Annotated in this window: 14 protein-coding genes; 4 read left to right on the top strand and 10 right to left on the bottom strand. The window is 71.3% G+C overall.

The annotated features are described in order from the left end of the window. Nucleotides 1-107: 107 nt before the first annotated feature. The 4 genes from CVO96_RS06265 to CVO96_RS06250 all read right to left on the bottom strand — a co-directional run bounded on the left by CVO96_RS06265 (nucleotide 108) and on the right by CVO96_RS06250 (nucleotide 4,939). Nucleotides 108-746, bottom strand: a complete 639-nt coding sequence (locus CVO96_RS06265) for a hypothetical protein (RefSeq protein WP_243398186.1) — start codon at nucleotides 744-746, stop codon at nucleotides 108-110. Nucleotides 747-892: 146 nt separating this feature from the next. After that, a complete protein-coding gene (pdxY, locus tag CVO96_RS06260) occupies nucleotides 893-1,825 on the bottom strand; it encodes a pyridoxal kinase PdxY (RefSeq protein WP_103311477.1) in 933 nt (310 codons plus the stop codon). Between the two features lie 41 nt (nucleotides 1,826-1,866). Then, on the bottom strand, nucleotides 1,867-3,351 hold the full coding sequence (locus CVO96_RS06255) for a sensor domain-containing diguanylate cyclase (RefSeq protein ID WP_103311476.1): 1,485 nt from the start codon (nucleotides 3,349-3,351) through the stop codon (nucleotides 1,867-1,869). Continuing rightward, nucleotides 3,335-4,939 (bottom strand): FecR domain-containing protein, encoded by a 1,605-nt coding sequence (locus tag CVO96_RS06250; RefSeq protein WP_103311475.1) that lies wholly within the window; start codon nucleotides 4,937-4,939, stop codon nucleotides 3,335-3,337. The genes CVO96_RS06255 and CVO96_RS06250 overlap by 17 nt, the downstream gene beginning before the upstream one ends. A 57-nt stretch (nucleotides 4,940-4,996) precedes the next feature. Here CVO96_RS06250 and abc-f point away from each other — a divergent pair, with 57 nt between their 5' ends. Further along, nucleotides 4,997-6,880, top strand: coding sequence for a ribosomal protection-like ABC-F family protein (abc-f, locus tag CVO96_RS06245; RefSeq protein ID WP_103311474.1), 1,884 nt, complete (start codon nucleotides 4,997-4,999; stop codon nucleotides 6,878-6,880). 58 nt (nucleotides 6,881-6,938) lie between these two features. Here abc-f and CVO96_RS06240 read toward each other — a convergent pair whose 3' ends face one another. From CVO96_RS06240 to CVO96_RS06220, 5 genes are all read right to left on the bottom strand, one after another. Further along, nucleotides 6,939-7,841 (bottom strand): Ig-like domain-containing protein, encoded by a 903-nt coding sequence (locus CVO96_RS06240; protein WP_103311473.1) that lies wholly within the window; start codon nucleotides 7,839-7,841, stop codon nucleotides 6,939-6,941. Nucleotides 7,842-8,069: 228 nt separating this feature from the next. Beyond that, entirely contained in the window at nucleotides 8,070-8,855 is a 786-nt protein-coding gene (locus CVO96_RS06235) for a phosphotransferase family protein (protein WP_165795220.1), read from the bottom strand. Nucleotides 8,856-8,938: 83 nt separating this feature from the next. Then, nucleotides 8,939-10,159 carry a toxic anion resistance protein gene (locus CVO96_RS06230; protein WP_103311471.1) on the bottom strand — a complete coding sequence of 407 codons (1,221 nt, stop codon included), beginning with the start codon at nucleotides 10,157-10,159 and terminating at the stop codon, nucleotides 8,939-8,941. Between the two features lie 239 nt (nucleotides 10,160-10,398). Then, nucleotides 10,399-11,196: a hypothetical protein gene (locus CVO96_RS06225; RefSeq protein WP_103311470.1), complete on the bottom strand. Its 798-nt coding sequence runs from the start codon at nucleotides 11,194-11,196 to the stop codon at nucleotides 10,399-10,401. Between the two features lie 76 nt (nucleotides 11,197-11,272). Continuing rightward, a complete protein-coding gene (locus CVO96_RS06220) occupies nucleotides 11,273-12,835 on the bottom strand; it encodes a serine hydrolase (protein WP_103311469.1) in 1,563 nt (520 codons plus the stop codon). An 85-nt stretch (nucleotides 12,836-12,920) separates the two neighbouring features. Here CVO96_RS06220 and gatC point away from each other — a divergent pair, with 85 nt between their 5' ends. Both gatC and serS read left to right on the top strand, forming a co-directional pair. After that, entirely contained in the window at nucleotides 12,921-13,211 is a 291-nt protein-coding gene (gene gatC / locus CVO96_RS06215; RefSeq protein ID WP_103311468.1) for an Asp-tRNA(Asn)/Glu-tRNA(Gln) amidotransferase subunit GatC, read from the top strand. A 70-nt stretch (nucleotides 13,212-13,281) separates the two neighbouring features. Then, nucleotides 13,282-14,559, top strand: a complete 1,278-nt coding sequence (gene serS / locus CVO96_RS06210) for a serine--tRNA ligase (protein ID WP_103311467.1) — start codon at nucleotides 13,282-13,284, stop codon at nucleotides 14,557-14,559. Nucleotides 14,560-14,608: 49 nt separating this feature from the next. On the opposite strand, the gene CVO96_RS06205 is transcribed toward serS, so the two are convergent. Then, the gene (locus CVO96_RS06205) at nucleotides 14,609-15,796 is read right to left on the bottom strand and encodes a GGDEF domain-containing protein (RefSeq protein ID WP_165795219.1); all 1,188 of its coding nucleotides are present in this window, start codon (nucleotides 15,794-15,796) and stop codon (nucleotides 14,609-14,611) included. A gap of 201 nt (nucleotides 15,797-15,997) precedes the next feature. Here CVO96_RS06205 and CVO96_RS06200 point away from each other — a divergent pair, with 201 nt between their 5' ends. Then, on the top strand, nucleotides 15,998-18,004 hold the full coding sequence (locus CVO96_RS06200; RefSeq protein ID WP_103311465.1) for an endonuclease: 2,007 nt from the start codon (nucleotides 15,998-16,000) through the stop codon (nucleotides 18,002-18,004). The last annotated feature ends 7 nt before the right edge of the window (nucleotides 18,005-18,011 follow it).

Below are 18,011 nucleotides of genomic sequence, written 5' to 3'. Positions count from 1 at the left end.
GGCCCCTGCGCCCGGCGCCCGCCTGACCCCACGAAACCGCCCCCACCGCATGGGGCGGCAGGGGCTTCGGGAAGGTCAGACGGGGGGAGGGCTCAGGCGGTCGTGGGTCAGCGGGAGGTGGTGTCGCTCATGCCCGCGGCGCCCATGCTGGAGCTGCCCATGCGGGACACGTGCTGTCCGGCGTCCACGACCTCGCCGCCGTGGCGGGCGGCCGCGTCCATCACGTCGGCCGAGACGGTGTCTTCCACGGCCACCACACGGCCGCCACTGCTCACCGTGGAGTCCATGCGGTCGTAGTGGGTGTCGCTCGCTTCGTAGCGGTGGTCGCCGGCGTCCGCCGTGCGGCCGTCGTGGTTCTCGTCGACGCCCATGGCGCCGCCCGTCGCGCCGACCGCTGCGCCCACGCCCGAGCCCAGGGCGGCCATGCCCAGGATCACCGGCACGGCCAGGCCGCCCGTGGCGACCCCCGCGGCGATGGCGCCCGCGGTGCCCAGGAAGCCGGCCGCGGCGCCCGCCACAGCCCCGACTCCGGTGCCCTTCACAGCGCCCGCACCGGCGTCTTCGGCGCCGGCGCCGGCTTCCCCGGCGTAGGTGGTGTCGCTGCCCATGGTGCTGCTGCCCGCAGCGGAAGTGTCCATGCTGCCCCGGCGGGTGTAGGTGGCGTTGCCCATGCTCATGCCACGCTGCTGCATTTCAGCCACGAAAGCGTCGGCGGCCGATACGGTCGGGAACATAATGTGTTTCATGTCTCATAGTGTCCGGGGCCGACTCCAGGTCACCATGAGAAGCCCTGTAAGTGCCCTTTGACTGACCCTGAGCTGGCCAAGAGCCTCGTCTCATGGGGGATTCCTAAAGGGGGGTGGGGCCCTCTGTAGGGCCAGTCGGCACAGCTTTACGCGGGATCGGCCCTGACCGGAACCGGCTCGGCCGGGAATACCTGCCCCGGCTGCAGCAGGTCGTCCTGGGCCGCCACCAGCTGGATCTCTCGGGTGCCGGCTGCGTGGGTGCGCTCCAGCACGCGGTACAGGGCGCTCATGGCCAGCGACAGCGCCAGGGCGGCGTCTCCCGTCCGCAGGTAGTGGCCGAAGAACAGCGCGCTGATGGCGTCGCCCGTGCCGTTGCGCGGCGGGTCGAGGGGCAGCAGGGGGGTGCGGCACAGCCAGGCCCCCCCGCCCGTGAGCACCAGGGTCTCGATGCTGCCGGCCGGGGCGTCGCTGCGGGTCAGGCTGGTCACCACGACGATCCGGGGGCCGTCGGCGCGCAGCCGGGCGCGCAGAACCTGGGCAGCGGCCAGGGCGTGCTCCAGGTTATCCACGCGCTGCCCGGTCAGCAGTTCCAGCTCGAACTGGTTGGGCGTGACGATGTCGGCCACCGGGACGGCCTGCCGGGCCAGCAGCTCCGGCAGCTCCGGGCGCACGAAGACGCCGCGCCCCACGTCGCCCATCACCGGGTCGCAGCAGTACAGCGCCGCCGGGTTGGCCTGCCGCACGCGCCGCACGGCGTCCACCACCGCCGCCACGGTGCCGCCGGAGCCCATGTAGCCGCTGAGCACGCCGTCGCACTCTCCCAGAACCCCGCGCGCCTCGATGCCCTCCATGAGTTCGGCCACCTGCTCGGGGGGGAAGACCGCGCCCGTCCAGGCCCCGTAGCCGGTGTGGTTGGAAAACTGCACGGTATGGATGGCCCAGACCTCGAAGCCCAGGCGCTGCAGCGGGAACACGGCGGCCGCGTTGCCCACGTGCCCGTAACTGACCCACGACTGGATACTCAGGACGCTCCGTGGCCGCTCGGGCGCAGGGGCGGGGCGGGACGGGGAAGCGCTCATGGCTCAGAGCATAGCGTTGCCCCGCTTCCCTGTGCCTGGGCTCAGTCCCGCCCCTGGCGCTGGTATTTCACGCGGTAGCGGCTGCGGCTGGCGGCCTCCACCAGTTCGCCCGGGGTCTGGATCTCCGGGCCGGTGCGGGCGGCCCCCACGCTGACCCGCAGCGGCAGGTCGCGGTAGTTCAGGGCGTCCAGCGACTCCTGCACCCCCTGGGTGATGCTCGCCAGTTCCTGCGGGCCGGTGTTGTCCAGCAGCACCGCGAACTCGTCCGGCCCCCAGCGGAAGATCAGGTCGCCCCGGCGCTTGTGCTTCAGGATGCGCCCCGACAGTTCGCGCAGCAGCTCGTCGCCGGCGGCGTGGCCATACTGGTCGTTGACCTTGCGGAAGCCGCTCAGATCGACCAGCAGCAGCCCCAGCGGCCGCTCGCCGCGGCCCTGCCAGCGGTGTTCGACGGCGCGCGTGAAGGCCAGGCGGTTGCCGAAGCCGGTCAGGGGATCGCGCATACTCAGGTTCCGCAGGTTCCACCAGCGTTCCAGCATCACCAGGGCGGTGCCCAGGATCGCGCACAGCGACAGGGTCACGCCGGGCAGGAGCAGGTTCATCATCCACAGGGGCACGGCCAGGGCCAGCATCAGGGTGGCGATGGCGAAGCCCCACAGGCCGCGCGCCAGCACCGCGCCCACGGCGGCGGCCACGCCCAGCAGCAGCAGCAGTTCCCAGCGCAGATGAGTAAAGGGCGGGCTGAGCAGGCTGCTCACCGCGCGGGCCTGCATCTCCACCGCCGGCACGCTCTCGCCGCTGATGTCCCGCACTGCGGGGGCGCCCAGGCCGTTGGCGGTCAGGCCCAGCACCACCACCTTGCCCTGCAGGTCGCCGTAGCGCACGTTGCCGTTCACCACGTCGCGGAAGGAGAGCACCGGCAGGCGGCGGGGATCGGGCGAGGTGGAGCGCAGCAGCCGTGGGGTGGTGTCCAGCGGCACGTTCCGGCCGGCGGCTACCGCCAGCTGCCGGGCGAAGCTGGGCGCCAGCGAGTTGGCGGCGGCGCCCGCTCCGTCCCCGGTCGGGTAGGCGGTCTGGAAGGAGCGCACCACGCCGTCCGGGCTGATGTTCAGCGCGCTCACGCCCGCCGGGGACTTCCAGGTCGGGTTGGGCAGGGTGGTCGGCTCGCCGGGCCCGGTGGCCAGCACCACGTTGGGCCGGCTGAAGGCGTCGGCCAGCTGGGAGTCGCCCACCGCCGGGTCGCTGAGCAGCACGTTGATGCCGATGGCGCTGGCCCCGGCCTGGTCGAGCGTGTTCAGGGCCTGACCGTACAGGGCGCGCGGCCAGGTACCGATGCGGCCGTAGTCGCGCAGGGACGCCTCGTCGATGCCCACCACGACCACCCGGCTGTCGGCGGGGCCGGGCAGGCTGCGGTTCAGGGCGTCCCAGAGCCGGGTGTTGTCGGGCAGCGCCAGGGTCAGCGCTCCGGCCAGCAGCGCGGCGACCGGAGCGGTCAGCAGGGCCAGCGAACGCTCAGGGGAGAAGCGCATTCGTCTCGTTGCCGGCCTCGTCCCGCACGCTGACGCTCACGGGAAGATCCGGGGTCAGGTTGGGCAGGAGGTACTGGAAGGTCTGCTCGCCGCCGCCGAAACGGGTGGTGACCTGCGTGCCCACCTTGACGGTGACCGTCAGGGGGCCGCCGCTGGCGTCGCGCAGGCGGCCGCTCAGGCTGAGCACGCGGCCCTCGCGGGTCAGCTGCAGGTCTTCGAGCGCGGGCGGGGTGCGGTCGATGCGGATCAGCTGGGTCTGGCTCACGCTCTGCCCGGAGCGCCGCGCATTGATGCGCACGCGGTACACGCCCTCGGGCAGGCTGGGGTTCAGGCGCTCCAGGCGGTACAGGCCGTCCGTGCCGCTGACCGGCACGGTCTGGCCGGCCACCGTGACGCTCACGGCGGCGCCCGGCAGGCTGCGCGCCTCCAGGGCCAGTTCGGGCAGGCTCAGGGGGCGGCCCCCCACGCCGCTGCGGCTCAGGCTCAGGATCAGCGGCACGGCCCGCTCGGCGTCCAGCGCCTGGTTCAGTTTGTCGGTGGCGTCGAGCTGCAGGCCCCCGATGCCCCCGGCGGAGGTGCGCTGCTGGCCCTGCGCGATGGGCTGGTCTCCGTCGCTGGGGGTGACCACCTGGCCCTCGAAGACCTTGACCACGCCGCTGGCGTCCACCCGGAAGACCGTGCCGCGCACCGCCGTGCTGACCAGCGGGGTGTCGATGCGGTAGCCGCCCTGGCCCTTCTCGACCACGTTCCAGGCGGTGCCCTTCTCCAGCCGCAGCAGGACTTCCCGGCCCGTGCTGGTGCGCTCCACGCTCAGTACGCTCAGTTCACCGCTTTCATTCAGGCGCAGGTAACCGCCCCCGCTGAAGCCGACCTCGGCCCAGGCCCCGGCGTCGGTGGTCAGCCGGGCGCCCGGTTCCAGCGGATCGCCGATCAGGGCAGGCGTGGTGGCGCTGCCCGCGATGCCCAGCCGCGCCGAGCGCAGGCGCACCGGGCCGCGCGTGGCCTCGATGACCGCGTCGCCCGGGCCGCGGAACTGCGAGGCGTACCAGGGGTCTTCCTCCTTGAAGGCGCTGATCCGGCTGCCCTTCAGGGCCAGCTGCTGCCCGGCCTTGAGCTGCTCGACCCCGCCCGGCAGGGCCAGGCGCAGCGCGCCGCTGATCACGGCCACCCGGCGGGTGCTGTCGCTGAGATCCACGCGCGCCTCGCCCGCTCCCTCCATCACCAGATGAACGCCCTGCACGTGCACCGCCACCGGCCCACGCAGGAAGAAGCGCCCCGAGGTCAGGTCGGCCTCGTCGCGGTAGAAGCGGAACTGCGAGGCGCTGCCCATCACGATCTCGCCCCTGGCCCCGGCGCGCAGGATCCCCCGCCCGGTGCCGACCCGCAGCGGACTGGTGATTCCCAGCGGCCCGCTCACGCGAACCCACACGCTGTCCTTGCCCTGAATCTCCACGCTGCCCTGCGCCTCGCTGAGCGTCAGGGGGCCGGACGCGCTCTGCGCCGCAGCCAGGGTGCCCGGCGCCGCGAGGGCCAGCACCAGGAGGCGACGCCGCAGCGGCGAGACGGAGATGGAAGACGAAAAACTCACACCCTCAGTTTACGAGAAAAATCTGACATTTATCCAAACGCGGGTATACTAAAGGGCGTGCTTGTTGCTGTACAGGACGCCATCAAAGAGTACGGGCCATTGAGTGTCCTGGAAGACGTGACTTTCGCTGTCCAGCCCGGCGACCGGGTGGGTCTGGTGGGCCGCAACGGCGCGGGGAAAACCACGCTGTTCCGTCTGCTGACCGGCAGCCTGACCCCCGATGGGGGGGTGGTGCGGCGCGGGCCAAATGTCCGGGTGCGGGCGCTCCAGCAGGATCCGGTCTTCCCCGAAGGCGCCACCGTGGACAGCGTGCTGGACGCCGCCTTCCATGACCTCGACGCGCTGGAGGCCGAGCTGCAGCGGGCGGCCCAGGCCATGCACAGCGGCACCCACGAGAGCATCCTGCGCCACGAGGAACTGCTGGAGCAGTACGCCCGCCGGGGCGGCTTCGAACGCCGCAGCCGCAAGGACGCCGTGACCCTGGCCTTCGGCTTCCGGGGCCGCGAACATGACCCCGCCACGGGCCTGAGCGGCGGCGAGCGCACCCGCCTGGGCCTGGCCGCGCTGCTGGTCGAGAACCCGGACGTGCTGCTGCTCGACGAACCCACCAACCACCTCGACATAGTGATGGTCGAGTGGCTGGAGGGCTTCCTGAGCCGCTACCCGGGGGCCGTGCTGCTGATCAGCCACGACCGCACCTTCCTCGATACCGTGACCAACGAGACCGCCTACCTGCGCGGCGGCAGCCTGAAGGTCTATCCCGGCAACTACACCCGTTTCCGCGAGACGCTGGAGGCCGAACTGGAACAGCTCTCCGCCCGGCACGCCATCGAGTCGCGGCAGATCGCCTCGCTGCAGCAGAGCGCCGACCGCATGAAGATCTGGGGCCTGGGCATGAGCAAGCTGGCCCGCCGCGCCAAGGCCATGCAGTCGCGCGTGGAGCGGCTCAAGTCGCAGGCCGGCGCCGCGCCCCCACCCCAGGAACGCACCACCCGGATCGTCTTCCACGCCCCGGAAAGCGGCGACGTGGTGCTCGACGCCCGTCACCTGACCCGCCGGGTCGGGGGCCGCACCCTGTTCGAGGACGTGAGCGTGCAGGTGCGCCGGGGCGAGCGCATCGCCATCATCGGGCGCAACGGGGCGGGCAAGACCACCCTGCTGCGCGCCCTGCTGGGCCTGGACAGCAGCGACGACCCCCGGGCGCGGCTGCTCAGCGGCGCCCGCGTGACCACCGGCTACTACGACCAGGCGCTGCGCGGCGTGGAGCCGGAGCAGACCCTCTACGACGTGGCCCGCGAGTACGTGCAGAAGGACGCCGAGGCCCACGACCTGCTGGGCATCTTCATGTTCCCCTACGACCAGCACGACAAGCCCGCCCGCATCCTGTCGGGCGGCGAGCGGGCGCGGCTGGCGCTGCTCAAGCTGGCCCAGGAAGACCACAACCTGCTCATTCTCGACGAGCCCACCAACCACCTCGACATGGAGATGGTCGAGTCGCTGGAGGTCGCCCTGGAGGCCTTCGCGGGCACCCTGATCATGGTCAGCCACGACCGCGCCTTCATCGAGGGGCTGGCCGACCGCATCTGGCTGATCGAGGACGGCGCCTTCTACGAGTACCCCGGCTGGGCCGACTACAAGGCCAAACACCGCACGGCCGCGCAGGTGCAGGCCGAGACCCCGCTCGCCCCGCCCGCTCCCCGCCCCGCCGCCCCCAGGGGCAAGGGCCTGTGGCACCTGAGGCGCGAGGTCGAGGGCCTGGAGGCCGAGGTCGCCCGCCTGGAGGCCGAACTGGAAGCGGCCCAGCGCGCGCTGGCAGCCGCCGGGCCGGGCGCCGACTACGCCGCGCTGGGGCAGGCTGCCCACGATCTGGAAGTGCGCCTGGAAGAGAAGATGCACGCCTGGAGCGAAAAGCAGGCTGAGGTGGAAGCGAAGGGCGGATAACTCGAAATAAGAAAGCGCCCCCCGGATGTGGGGGGCGCTTGCCTGGGTTCCGTCTGGATCAGGGAGCCGGGGTGATGTCGACGTAGTTGAGCTTGGTGTTCTTGCCACCGACGGCGTCAATGCTCAGGAAACCGTCGCTCACGGTCACGAGCGCCGAGCCGGTCTTGAACTGGCCGGCCGTGGGCGCGAAGGCGGCAATGGCGCTCGCGCCTTCGACGTTGATCGCGTACAGGCTGTTCGTGTTGCGCTTGTCGGAATCGCCCACGCTGACGGTCACGTTGTACTTCCCGTTGACCACCTTGTACTCGAAGGCGCCGGACGTCAGGGTGCCCGCCGAGCAGGGGTTACCGGTCGTGGGGGTGCCGCACTGCATCTGCAGCTGGCCGTACTGGCGGGGCTCCAGGCCCTGCACGATGTTCGTGGTGTCGGCAGCCGCGTCGCGGTAGCGGGTGTTGGCGGTCATGTCCAGGGGCGTCTTGGTGCCTTCCTGCACCCAGCCGCTGGTACCGTCGAACGCGGCGCCGGTGTTCACCGTGTAACCAGACACGGTCGGCGCGCTGGCCGGACGGAAGCTGATCTTGGCGGTGGTGAGGGCAGGAGCGGCCGTCACGGTGATGGTGACCTTGCCCTTCTTGCCCGTATCAACGGTGGAGGTCGCGACGATATCGGCATTGCCCACGGCCACGGCCTTGATTTCGCCGGTGCTCGCGTTCACGGTGGCGACGTTCGCATTGGTGGTCGACCAGGTGACCGTTTTGGCGGCGTTGTTGGTCACAACGACATTGGCGACGGCCTGAGCCGTCTCACCGATGGCCAGGCTGGTCTTGTCCGCGCTGACGGTCACGGAGGTGATGTTGCTGGGGACAGGGGCCGTGTTGTTGTTACAGGCCATCAGGCTGAAGGACACGGTCAGGGCGAGGGCGGCGGTAGTGGTACGGCGGACAGCGGAAGTTTGCAACATGAGATACCCACCTTTCTGAGAGACGGCTCAGACGGAATGTTCGTCGGCGATCAGGATGATCAACGTCAATCTCTCATCCGGGGCGTTACAGCAACGTGAAAGCCCCGCCAATGAAACATTTGAAATCCGAGGGCGCCCGGCGGGTGGTTGACACCTCCTGATCATCCCGGTCACATGCGTCATAGAGGCTGGATCGGCCTCAGGGCTCCCTGGGAGCGCAGCCCGGAGTCAGGGAGTCAGCCGACGGGCACAGCTCCGGCCGAACGCGGCAGCCCTGTCCAGGCGATCCGGACGCCTGAGGGCGGTGGCGCGGTGGGCGTGGTGGAGCGAGAGCAGCAGGCCGAACAGCGCCGCCTCGCGGCCACAGGGGCATCCGGCGGCGTGGGCGACCTGCGCCGCCACGGGCCAGCCGTGGAAGAACGCCAGACTCGCCACGTCCCATTCCGGCGGGCCGACGGCCGCGTCCCCGAAATCCAGCAGCGCCGTGAGCCGGCCGCCCTGCCAGCGGAACTGTTCTCCGTGCAGATCGGTGTGGCACAGCGCCGCCGGTCGCCCGGTAAGGCCCAGGAGTTCCGCCCGCACGTCCAGCAGCGGGGCCAGGAGATCGGGAGCGGCAGCGATCAGCGCCTGCGCGTTCGGGTCGGAGGCATCGAAGGGCCATGTCAGGTTCAGGCGGCTCAGCAGTCCACCCCCCAGCGTCCGGGCCACGCCGCGGAGTTCGTCGTCCCGGTCTTCCAGCAGGCCGTACCCGCTGCGTGGCAGGGCGTGCAGGGCGGCCAGCGCGCGGCCCAGATCGGCCCAGCCCTGAGCAGCAGGGCCGGAGTCGTCTCCCTGGGCCAGCCCTTCCAGCAGGTACGTCCGGCCCGAGTCGAGCGTACCGACCTCCAGTACCTGCGGAGTGGGCACGCCCGCAGCGATCAGGCTCCGCTGGATCGCCGCCTGCACGGTCAGGCGCGCCGATTCGCCCGCTCTCGGGGCGGCCAGCCGCAGCACGCGCGCGCCGTCGGTGTACACCGCGCAGCTCGCCCCGGTCGCCAGGAGCCGCGCCGCCGGGCCGAGGAGGGCGCGGGCGTCGGCGTCCAGCGCCGGAAGTGCGTTCAGACCTTCAGCTCACCCTTCTCGGTCACGTTCAGATCCTGCGCCAGTTCGCGCGAGACCTGCTGGCGCTCCCGATCCAGATAGGTCTGCGCCTGGTTCACCTCTTTATCCAGTACCTGCATGGTGTCGCGGAAGCGCTCCAGCGCCTGCTGGCGGTAGGCGCTGATGGCGTCCAGCGCGCCGTAGACCTCGCGGAAGGCGCCCTGGATGATCTGCGGATCGACGGTGGCGCTGCCCGCCTGCCGCTGGATCTCGGTGGACTGTTCGCGCAGCAGCTTGGCGGTGGAGCCGATCATGCGCCCCGTGGTGTCGTTCAGGGCGGTGACCTGCCCGAGCACGGCCTGCTGGGTGCCCAGCGCCTGCGAGACCATCAGCGCGGTCTTCAGGGCGCTGACGGTGGTGGTCGTGGCGCGGTCGACACCCTTGATGAGTTCGAGGTTGTTGCGGCGCACCAGATCGAGCGCGAGGTAGCCCTGGATGCTCACGGCGAGCTGGGTCAGCAGGTCGGTCACGCGCTGGCGCACGGCGAACAGCAGTTCCTCGCTGACCATGCGGGCCTTCTCGGGGTCGCTCTGCTGCAGCAGGGCCAGCCGGCCGGTGAGGGCCTCGTCCACCGCCTTGCCCACGTGCGCGTACTGCCGGAGCTTCTGCATGGTCTCCCACAGGTGCACCTTCTCGGTCTCGATGGTCGCGTTGTCGCGGCGCAGTTCGTCCTGACCGCGGTACAGCGCCTCCAGAATGCCGTTCAGGTGGGCCTGTGCGCTCTGGTATTTATCGAGCGCGTTCTGTACCTTCTTCCCGCCGGGCAGCTTGCCGAAGAATCTCCGGGGCGTGGGCGCGCGGCTGGGGTCGAGATCCTCGACCGTGCGGCGCAGGTCGGTCAGCGACCTGAGGATGTCGCTGCCCTCGGCCAGCGCGCCCACCCGGGTGGCGCGCAGCGGCCGCTCCAGCATGCGGTTGGAACTCTGCGCCGCCGCGCGCTGCTCGGGCAGGCCCAGCTCATGCACGGCGTCGAGCTTGCGCTTGAATTCGGGGCTGTGGGTGCCGGCGCCCAGCACGTCCTCGGCGAAGGCGCGGGCCATCTGCTCCAGTCGTGCCCGGTCGGCGTCCGAGAGCGGCACCATCTCGGGCGTGTCCTGCGCCTGCACGCTGGGCACGGCGTCCGGCGCCTGGAGGATCGAATCGGGCGGGGTCAGGGGGCCGGGCGTGCCGTCGCTCATACGGCCTCCGCTTCACTACGCCACCAGCGGGAATGCACCGCTGGCGTCTCCATTCCGCGAAGCCCGTAGCTCTTCCTGCTCGCATCCGCTCGGATTTTCCGGGTTCTACGAACCCGTTCAATCGGAATCCTTTTCATGCCCCCATTACGCACCCGGATCATGAAGGGTTGCATCCGGCAAAAGGCGGAGGGGGCGCCTCCCTGGTTCAGCCGGCGCCCCCTCCGTATGTGTCCGGACTTTTACTGGACGCGCACCTGCAGGGTCGCCACGCTGCTCCGCACGCCCGCCCCGCTGAACACGGCGCGCAGGGTATAGGTGCCGGCCGGCAGGGGTTTATTCTGGGCATCCAGGCCCTCCCAGCGCACCTTCTGTACCTCGCGGGTCTCGCCCCGGGCCACGTCGGTGATCACGAGCTGCTGGGTGCAGAGGGTGTCGCGGGGATTGGGCCGCACGACCTGACCGGCGGCGTTCACGACCTCGAAGCGCACATCGCAGGCCCCGTGCGCCAGCCGCAGGGGCGCCGCGCCGCTGTTGGTCAGGGTGAAGCTCCAGAGCCCGGCCTCGCCGGCCCGGATCGTGGCCGGGCCGCTCAGCGCGGCGCGGTGGGGCGTGGCCAGCAGCGGATTGGTCGCGGGCAGGCTGGACGTGACCGGGGTGGCCGGTCTGGGCGCCGGGCTGGTAGGAGCGGGGCTCGTGGGGGCGGGGCTCACCGGAGCGATCTCCGGCCCCACGCCGGCCTGCTCGGCGGTCTGGTAGTCCACCACGCCGCTCGGCAGCCCGGCCTGGCGCAGCTTTACGATCAGGGCCAGACGATCCACCGCCGAGAGGCCCACCACGACCACGCGGCCGCGTGCCAGGTCGATCCGGCTGGACTGCAGGGTCTTCAGGTCGCTCAGCAGCGGCGTCACGGCCTCGAGCTGGGTGCGCGTGTACCCGGACGGCAGGGCGGCCGCCGACGTGGGGGTGGTCTGGGCGAGGGCGGGCAGAACCGGGGCGCCCAGGCTCAGCAGCGCCGCCAGAATCAGGTGCTTCTTCATACCTCCCACCCTGCCGCGCCGGGGCTGATCATGGGTGAGGACGGGTAAAGAAAGCGGCGGGCGCCGCCCCCGGCACTCAGCGCAGCAGCCGCAGCACCCCCGCGTACAGGCTGACGAACTGACCCTCGTCCAGGGGGTACGGGGCATTCCAGGTGGCGCTGACACACCACGTCGTTCCCGCCTGGGTCGTGACCTGCGTGGTCAGGTTCAGCACGCCGATCTCGCTGCCCCCCTTATAACTGACGCTCCTGAACTCGCCGGGAGTGGCGACCCCGGGATTCAGACGGGTCTCCGGCAGGGCGGCCACATCGGCCATCAGCGCGCACAGGCGGCGGGCGCTGACGAACCATTCCACGTCCTGCGCGGTCGTGCGGTTCCGGGCGAAGAGGTCGACCCCAGGCAGCGGGGCCGATCCCGCCTGGGCCAGCACCGCGCGGCGTGCCTCGCGGTTCAGCCCGGCGCTGCGGTAGGCGCGCAGCAGCTCGATGTTCGCGGGATTTTTCAGGGCGAACACTTCGCGGGTACTGGGCATGGCGCTCTGGCCCAGGCGGGCCTCTACGCCCGCGCGGCCCACCGCCCTGAGCAGCAGATCGGTGGCGGTGTTGTCGGAGTCGCGGATCATGCGGTCGGCCAGGTCGCGCAGGGTAAAGCGGGTGCCGGCGGGGGAGTCCTGCAGCGTGCCGCTGGGCAGGCTCTTATCGGCGTCCGCCAGCTCGATCTCGTCCGTCCAGGCCCGGAGGCCGCGCCCGACCTGGGCCTGCAGTTCACCCAGGATCGCCAGCTTGAAGGCCGAGCCGACCGCCAGCAGCCGGCCGCCGTTCAGGTCGATCCGGGCGGCCGGTGAGGTCTGGGTGGCCGGGGCCCCGACCTCCTGCACCAGCAGCGAGACCTGACCGGGCAGGGCGGCGAAGGCGGCGCGGGCCTCCTCGGGCGTGGCAAAGGTGGTCTCCGGAACGACCGGACGGAGCAGCAGGCTGGAGATCAGACCCTGCGCGTCTACGGCGAAGGAGGTCACGTCCAGCTCGCCTTTTTCGAAGATCAGCCGCCAGCCGACCCTGACCTCGACTCTCTTCAGTGCACCGTACTGGGCCTTCAGAGTGGCGAACAGGGTGGTCAGCTCGGCCGCGCTGACCTGCGCCAGAAAGTCGGGGCTGAAGCGGGCGGTGTCCACGGGATCAGTGGCGAAGAGCGATTTCAGCCGGTCGGCGGCGCTCTCCTTCTCGGCGGCGGTTGAAGGGCTGGGGGCCGGGGCGGGCGTGGCCGGGGTCTGCGCTGCCGGGGCCTGGGCCGGGCCGGGCACCGCGCCGAAGCCGGTCAGGCGGCCCTGGGCGTCCAGCGAGGCCAGCGTGACGATCAGCGTGCCGCGCTCGTAGACCGCCAGCGGGCGGCCCTCCAGGGTCTCCAGCCGCACGAAGGCGCCATACGAGGTGCGGATGCCCGAGAGCTGCCCGGCGATGGTCTCGAAGGGCACCTGCGCCAGGAAGCTCGGCGCGAACCACTCCGGCCGGATCTCCGCCGCCGAGAGCAGGCGCGTGATCGTCCCTTCCTGCGTGGGCACGGTCTCCTGGGCCTGGGCGGAGGCGAGCAGGGCGGGGGCGACGAGGGCCACGCCAGCGGCCAGCTTCAGGAGGGTGTCCATGCTCCGGATACGCCGTGTCCGCGCACAAGGTTGCGCCGGGTGGGGTCGCCCAACCGGGAACCGGCGCACCTCTATACTCCGGGGCATGATTGACGCGGCCCAGATCGACCACCTGGCCAGCCTTGCCCGGCTGCAACTGACCCCGGAGGAGCGCTCCGGGATGCAAGACGACCTGGGGCGCATCCTGGGCTATTTCGAACAGCTCGGTGAGGTGAACACCGACGGCGTGGAGGAGATGCAGCGCCCCGTGACCCTGCTGAACGTGCTACGCGACGACCTGCCCGGCGAGGTCTTCCCGCGCGCCGTGGCCCTGGCCCTGGCGCCCGAGACGCAAGGCGGCTTCATCCGCGTGCCGCGCACGGTGGACACCGACTGATGGCTGGCCTTGATCTCAGGAGCGGCCCCCCGCTCCGTCGGCCCACCCTCACGCGTCTCTGGGGGCTGTGATGCTCGACCTGAAATTCATCCGCGAACACGCCGGCGCCGTGAAGGAGGCGATCCGGGTCAAGGGCGTGAACCTCGATCTGGACGAACTGCTGGGCCTCGACCGTGAGCTGCTGGCCGTCAAGCAGCGGGTCGAGGCCATGCAGACCGAGCGCAACGCCAACGCCAGGCTGGTGCCCCGGGCCACCCCCGAGGAGAGGGCGGCGCTGATCCAGAAGGGCAAGGATCTGGCCGAGGAACTGCGCGCCCTGGAACCCGCCCTGCGCGCCCACGAGGAGCAGCTGCGCCAACTGCTGCTGCGCGTGCCCAACATCCCCCATCCGGACGTGCCGGTGGGCCGCGACGACACCGACAACGTGGAACTGCGCCGCGAGGGCACCCTGCCGGAGTTCGCCTTCACGCCGCTCGATCACGTCGATCTGCTCGAGCAGCAGGGCTGGAGCGACCCCGAACGCGTGGCCCGCGTGTCGGGCAGCCGCTCGTATCTGCTCAAGGGCGAGGCCGCGCTGCTGGAGATGGCCGTGCAGATGTACGCGCTGGACGTGCTGGCGCAGCGGGGCTTCACGCCGCTCTCGACCACGGCGCTGGTGCGGCCCGAGACCCTGGTGCATTCCGGTCACTTTCCCGGCGACGAGGACTCGGTGTACAAGCTGGAGGGCGACGAACTGATGCTGGCCGGCACCGCCGAGGTGCCCGTGAACTCGCTCTACGCCGGCGAGCAGCTGGGCCTGGAGCAGCTGCCGGTCACCTTCGCGGCCATCAGCGGGGCGTTCCGGCGTGAGGCGGGGTCCGCGGGCCGGGACGTGCGCGGCCTGATCCGCGTGCACGAGTTCCGCAAGGTCGAGCAGTACGTGATCTGCCGCGCCGACGAGGCCGAGGCGCTGGGCTGGTTCGAGACCATCCTGGGCAACGCCGAGCACCTGCTGCGCGGCCTGGAGCTGCCCTACCGCGTCGTGCAGAACTGCACGGGCGACATGGGCGCCGGCAAGGTGCTGATGTACGACATCGAGACCTGGGTGCCCAGCGAGAACCTGTACCGCGAGACCCACTCGTGCTCGTACCTGGGCGACTGGCAGGCCCGCCGCACCGGGCTGCGCTACCGGGGCGAGGACGGCCGGCTCGTGTACGCGCACACCCTGAACAACACCGGGATCGCCACCCCGCGCATCCTGGTGCCCCTGCTGGAAAACCACCAGCAGCCGGACGGCACCGTCCGCGTGCCGGGGGCCCTGCGCCCCTATCTGGGCGGCCGGGCCAGCCTGGGCCGTCCGGTGCGCTGACCCCCGGGTTCAGAACCCAGACGCCTGAACCCTGAGCGCGGGGCGGACTTCAGGCGTCCATCAATTCCTGGGGCGTGAGTCCGGCGGCCCCCGCCTCGCCCGGATGGGTCACGACCCGGTTGCGGCCCCCCGCCTTAGCGGCGTAGAGGGCGTGATCCGCGCGGGCCGTCAGGCGGCGCAGGTCGTCGCCCGGTTCGGCGGCGCTCACGCCGAAGCTGGCCGTGACCACCCCGACGGCCGGATGGGCCTGGGAAAGCAGCAGGAACTGCAGGCTGCCGGCCAGCGCGGTGGCCTCGGCCAGGGTCAGGCCGGGCAGCACTAGGATAAACTCCTCGCCGCCCCAGCGGCCGGGCGTGCCGGACTCACCCCACTGCTCCCGCAGGTGCTGGCGCAGGGTGGTCGCCAGATCGATCAGCACGCGGTCGCCCGTGGGGTGGCCGTGGGTATCGTTGATCCGCTTGAAGTGATCCACGTCGAACAGCACGACGCTGCCCGGCTGTCCTGCGCGGGACTGTTCCAGCATCTGCTCGATGGCGGCGTAGGTGGCGTGGCGGTTGGGCAGCCCGGTCAGCGGGTCCGTCAGGGCCTGACGCTCCAGCAGGGCGCGTTCGTCGTACATCTGCAGGAAACTGGTGCGGTACCACGCCAGGGCGTACACCAGCAGCAGCAGGGTCGAGGTCGAGACGTGCAGCCGGGTGGCCACCAGTCCCAGCGCCGGTTCGCCGCGCTGCCACAGGGCCAGGGTGCTGACGCCCACGCCCAGCGCGAAGCTGCCCACGCTGAGCCACGCCGCCCGGCGGATACTGAAGATCAGGTAGCCCAGGATGGCGTTGGCGATCAGCAGCAGGTGGGTGCTGGCGATCTGCAGGGGCACGTCGCCGCTGAAGCCGCTGGACGTGGAGGCGAACTGGCCCAGCACGGCCAGGGTGTTCGCGGCGTACAGCCCCCGCTCGAGCAGCCGCAGCGGCCGGCGGGTGTAGACCCAGTACAGGCCCCACAGGCACACCAGGATCAGCAGGGGATAGGTCAGCATGGCCAGCCGCGCGCCGGAGGTCGGGGTCTCTAGCAGCCACAAGGCCAGCAGCACGGCCAGGCCCAGCAACAGCGCCGCGAGGTACAGGCGTCGGCGCAGTTCCTCCCGGATTTCCGGAGGGGTGCGCTGCAGGCCGCTGTACGAACTGGGCTGGAGATAGGGAGGCAGCGGCGGTGGCCCGCGCTGTCCGGGAGCCGGGTGCATATCGCAATGTAATGCACTGCGGAATCGGATTCGTATCCAGGCATTCAATTTCTGCACCGGGAGACCGGCGCCGGGTTCCGCACAGGCGAGCATGGCGTCCTTCCTCCAGAACCGACCAGGACTCAGACCGTCGGTTCTACTGACCGTCCGAGCAGAATACGGAGTCCGTTTTCTCTCCGGAACAGAATGCTACCCTGGAGCATGGACATCCCCCGCGAGGTACTGGACGAAACGCAGGCCCGGTTCGAGGGCCGGGGCGGGGAACGGGCCCTGCACCTGGAACGCCTGAACGTGGGTGGCCCCCTGGCCGCTGAGACTCCGGACCGGCTGGAGGCCCGCCTGTCCCGCCTGGGGGTGCCCCAGCCCGAGGCGGCCGCCATCGCGCACGGCCGGGAAGAGGCCGGCGCGGTCGCCGCCCGGCTGCCCGAGGACGCCCGCCTGCGACTGGAGCGCGTGCTGGGCGCCAACGATCTGGTCGGGGTGGCCTACCTGGATCAGGCCCGCTCGGCCTCGCGGGCGGTGGGGCGCATCGTGCTGCGCGACGACCGGGGGCGAACGCTGGGCTTCGGCACCGGCTGGCTGTGCAGCCCGCAGGTGATCGTGACCAACCACCACGTGCTGGAGGACGCCGCCAGCGCGGCCGCCTCGGTGATCGAGTTCGACTACGAACTGCGTCCCGACGGCACCCTGCGCACGCCGCTCACCCTGAAGCTCGACCCGGGCGCGCTCTTCCTGACCTCCGTGCCGCTGGACTACACGCTGGTGGCCGTGCAGGGCAGCGCGGCGGGCCTGGGCTGGCTGCCGCTGTTCGGCAGCGCCGACAAGAACGTGCTGGGCGAGGCCCTGAGCATCGTGCAGCACCCCAGCGGCGAGCCCAAGCAGGTGGCGCTGCGCGAGAACCGCCTGGTCGACCGCCTGCCCGACTTCCTGCACTACGAGACCGACACCGCGCCCGGCTCCAGCGGCAGCCCCGTCTTCAACGACGCCTGGGAGGTCGTGGCCCTGCACCACTCCGGCGTGCCCCGCACCGACGACCAGGGCCGCGTGCTGCGCCGGGACGGCCAGCCCCTGCAGCCCGGCGACCCCGACACCCTGATCGACTGGATCGCCAACGAGGGTGTGCGGATCAGCCGCCTGCTGGACGACCTGCGGGCCCGGCCGGACGCCCAGGGCAGCGAGCTGGTGAGGGCGGTGCTGGCCGCCCGGCGCCCGGCACCCGTCGGCCCGCCGGAGGCTGCGGCCCTGGCCGCCCTGCCGGGGGAGCCCCGGCCTGAAGGCGCCCCGGCCCTCGACCCCGGCACTATAGATTTCGGCACTGTAGATTTCGGCACCCTCGACCTCGGCACCATTACCCCCGACGCGCAGGGCGTGGCGTCCTGGCCCGTGACCCTGCGCGTCCGGGTCGGTGGCCCCGAGGTCGCTCCCCAGCCCCCGGCCCCGGCCCGCCCCTACCTGCCCCCGCAGGACGAGGCCGATGCCCGCGCCTACTACGCCGGCCTGTCCCCGGAACCGGAGCCCAGGGCGCGCTTCCTGGCCCTCTCCGAACTGCTCACCCGCACCCATGTGAGAATGCCGCACTACGACCCGGCCGCCGAGGTCTATCCCTGGGTGGATCTCTGGCCCGACGGGCAGCTCCGCAGCCTGTACAGCGGGCGGGGCCACTCGTCCCAGGCGTTCGTCGCCGCCGATCAGGCCACGTCGCGGCGGCGCCAGCAGCTCGCCGCGCAGGAGGGCCTGAACGCCGAGGCCCTGGAGGACGCCCTGCCCTACAACTGCGAACATGTGGTGCCGCAGAGCTGGTTCGGCAAACGCGAGCCCATGCGCGGCGACCTGCACCACCTCTTCGCCTGCGAGCCCGACTGCAACGCCTTCCGGGGCAACACGCCCTTCGCCGACTTCCCGGATTACGGCGAGGTGATCCGCTCCGAGTGCGGGCGGCGCGAGCCCGGCGAGTTCGAGCCCGCGCAGGGCAAGGGGGCGGCTGCCCGCGCCACGCTGTACTTCCTGCTGCGCTACCCCGGCGTGATCCGCCAATACAGTGCCCGCCACCTACAGATCCTGTTGAACTGGCACGCGGCCCGGCCCCCCGCCGAGTGGGAGCGCCACCGCAACGCCGCGATCTTCCAGCGCCAAGGCAACCGCAATCCCCTGATCGACCGCCCGGACTGGGGGGCACAGACCGACTTTTCTGAAGGACTGGGCCGCTAGGCAGCCC

Source organism: Deinococcus koreensis, from assembly GCF_002901445.1.
Classification (GTDB): Bacteria; Deinococcota; Deinococci; order Deinococcales; family Deinococcaceae; genus Deinococcus; species Deinococcus koreensis.
Note: the sequence above shows the minus strand (reverse complement) of the source record. Positions and strands in the feature narration are given on the sequence as shown.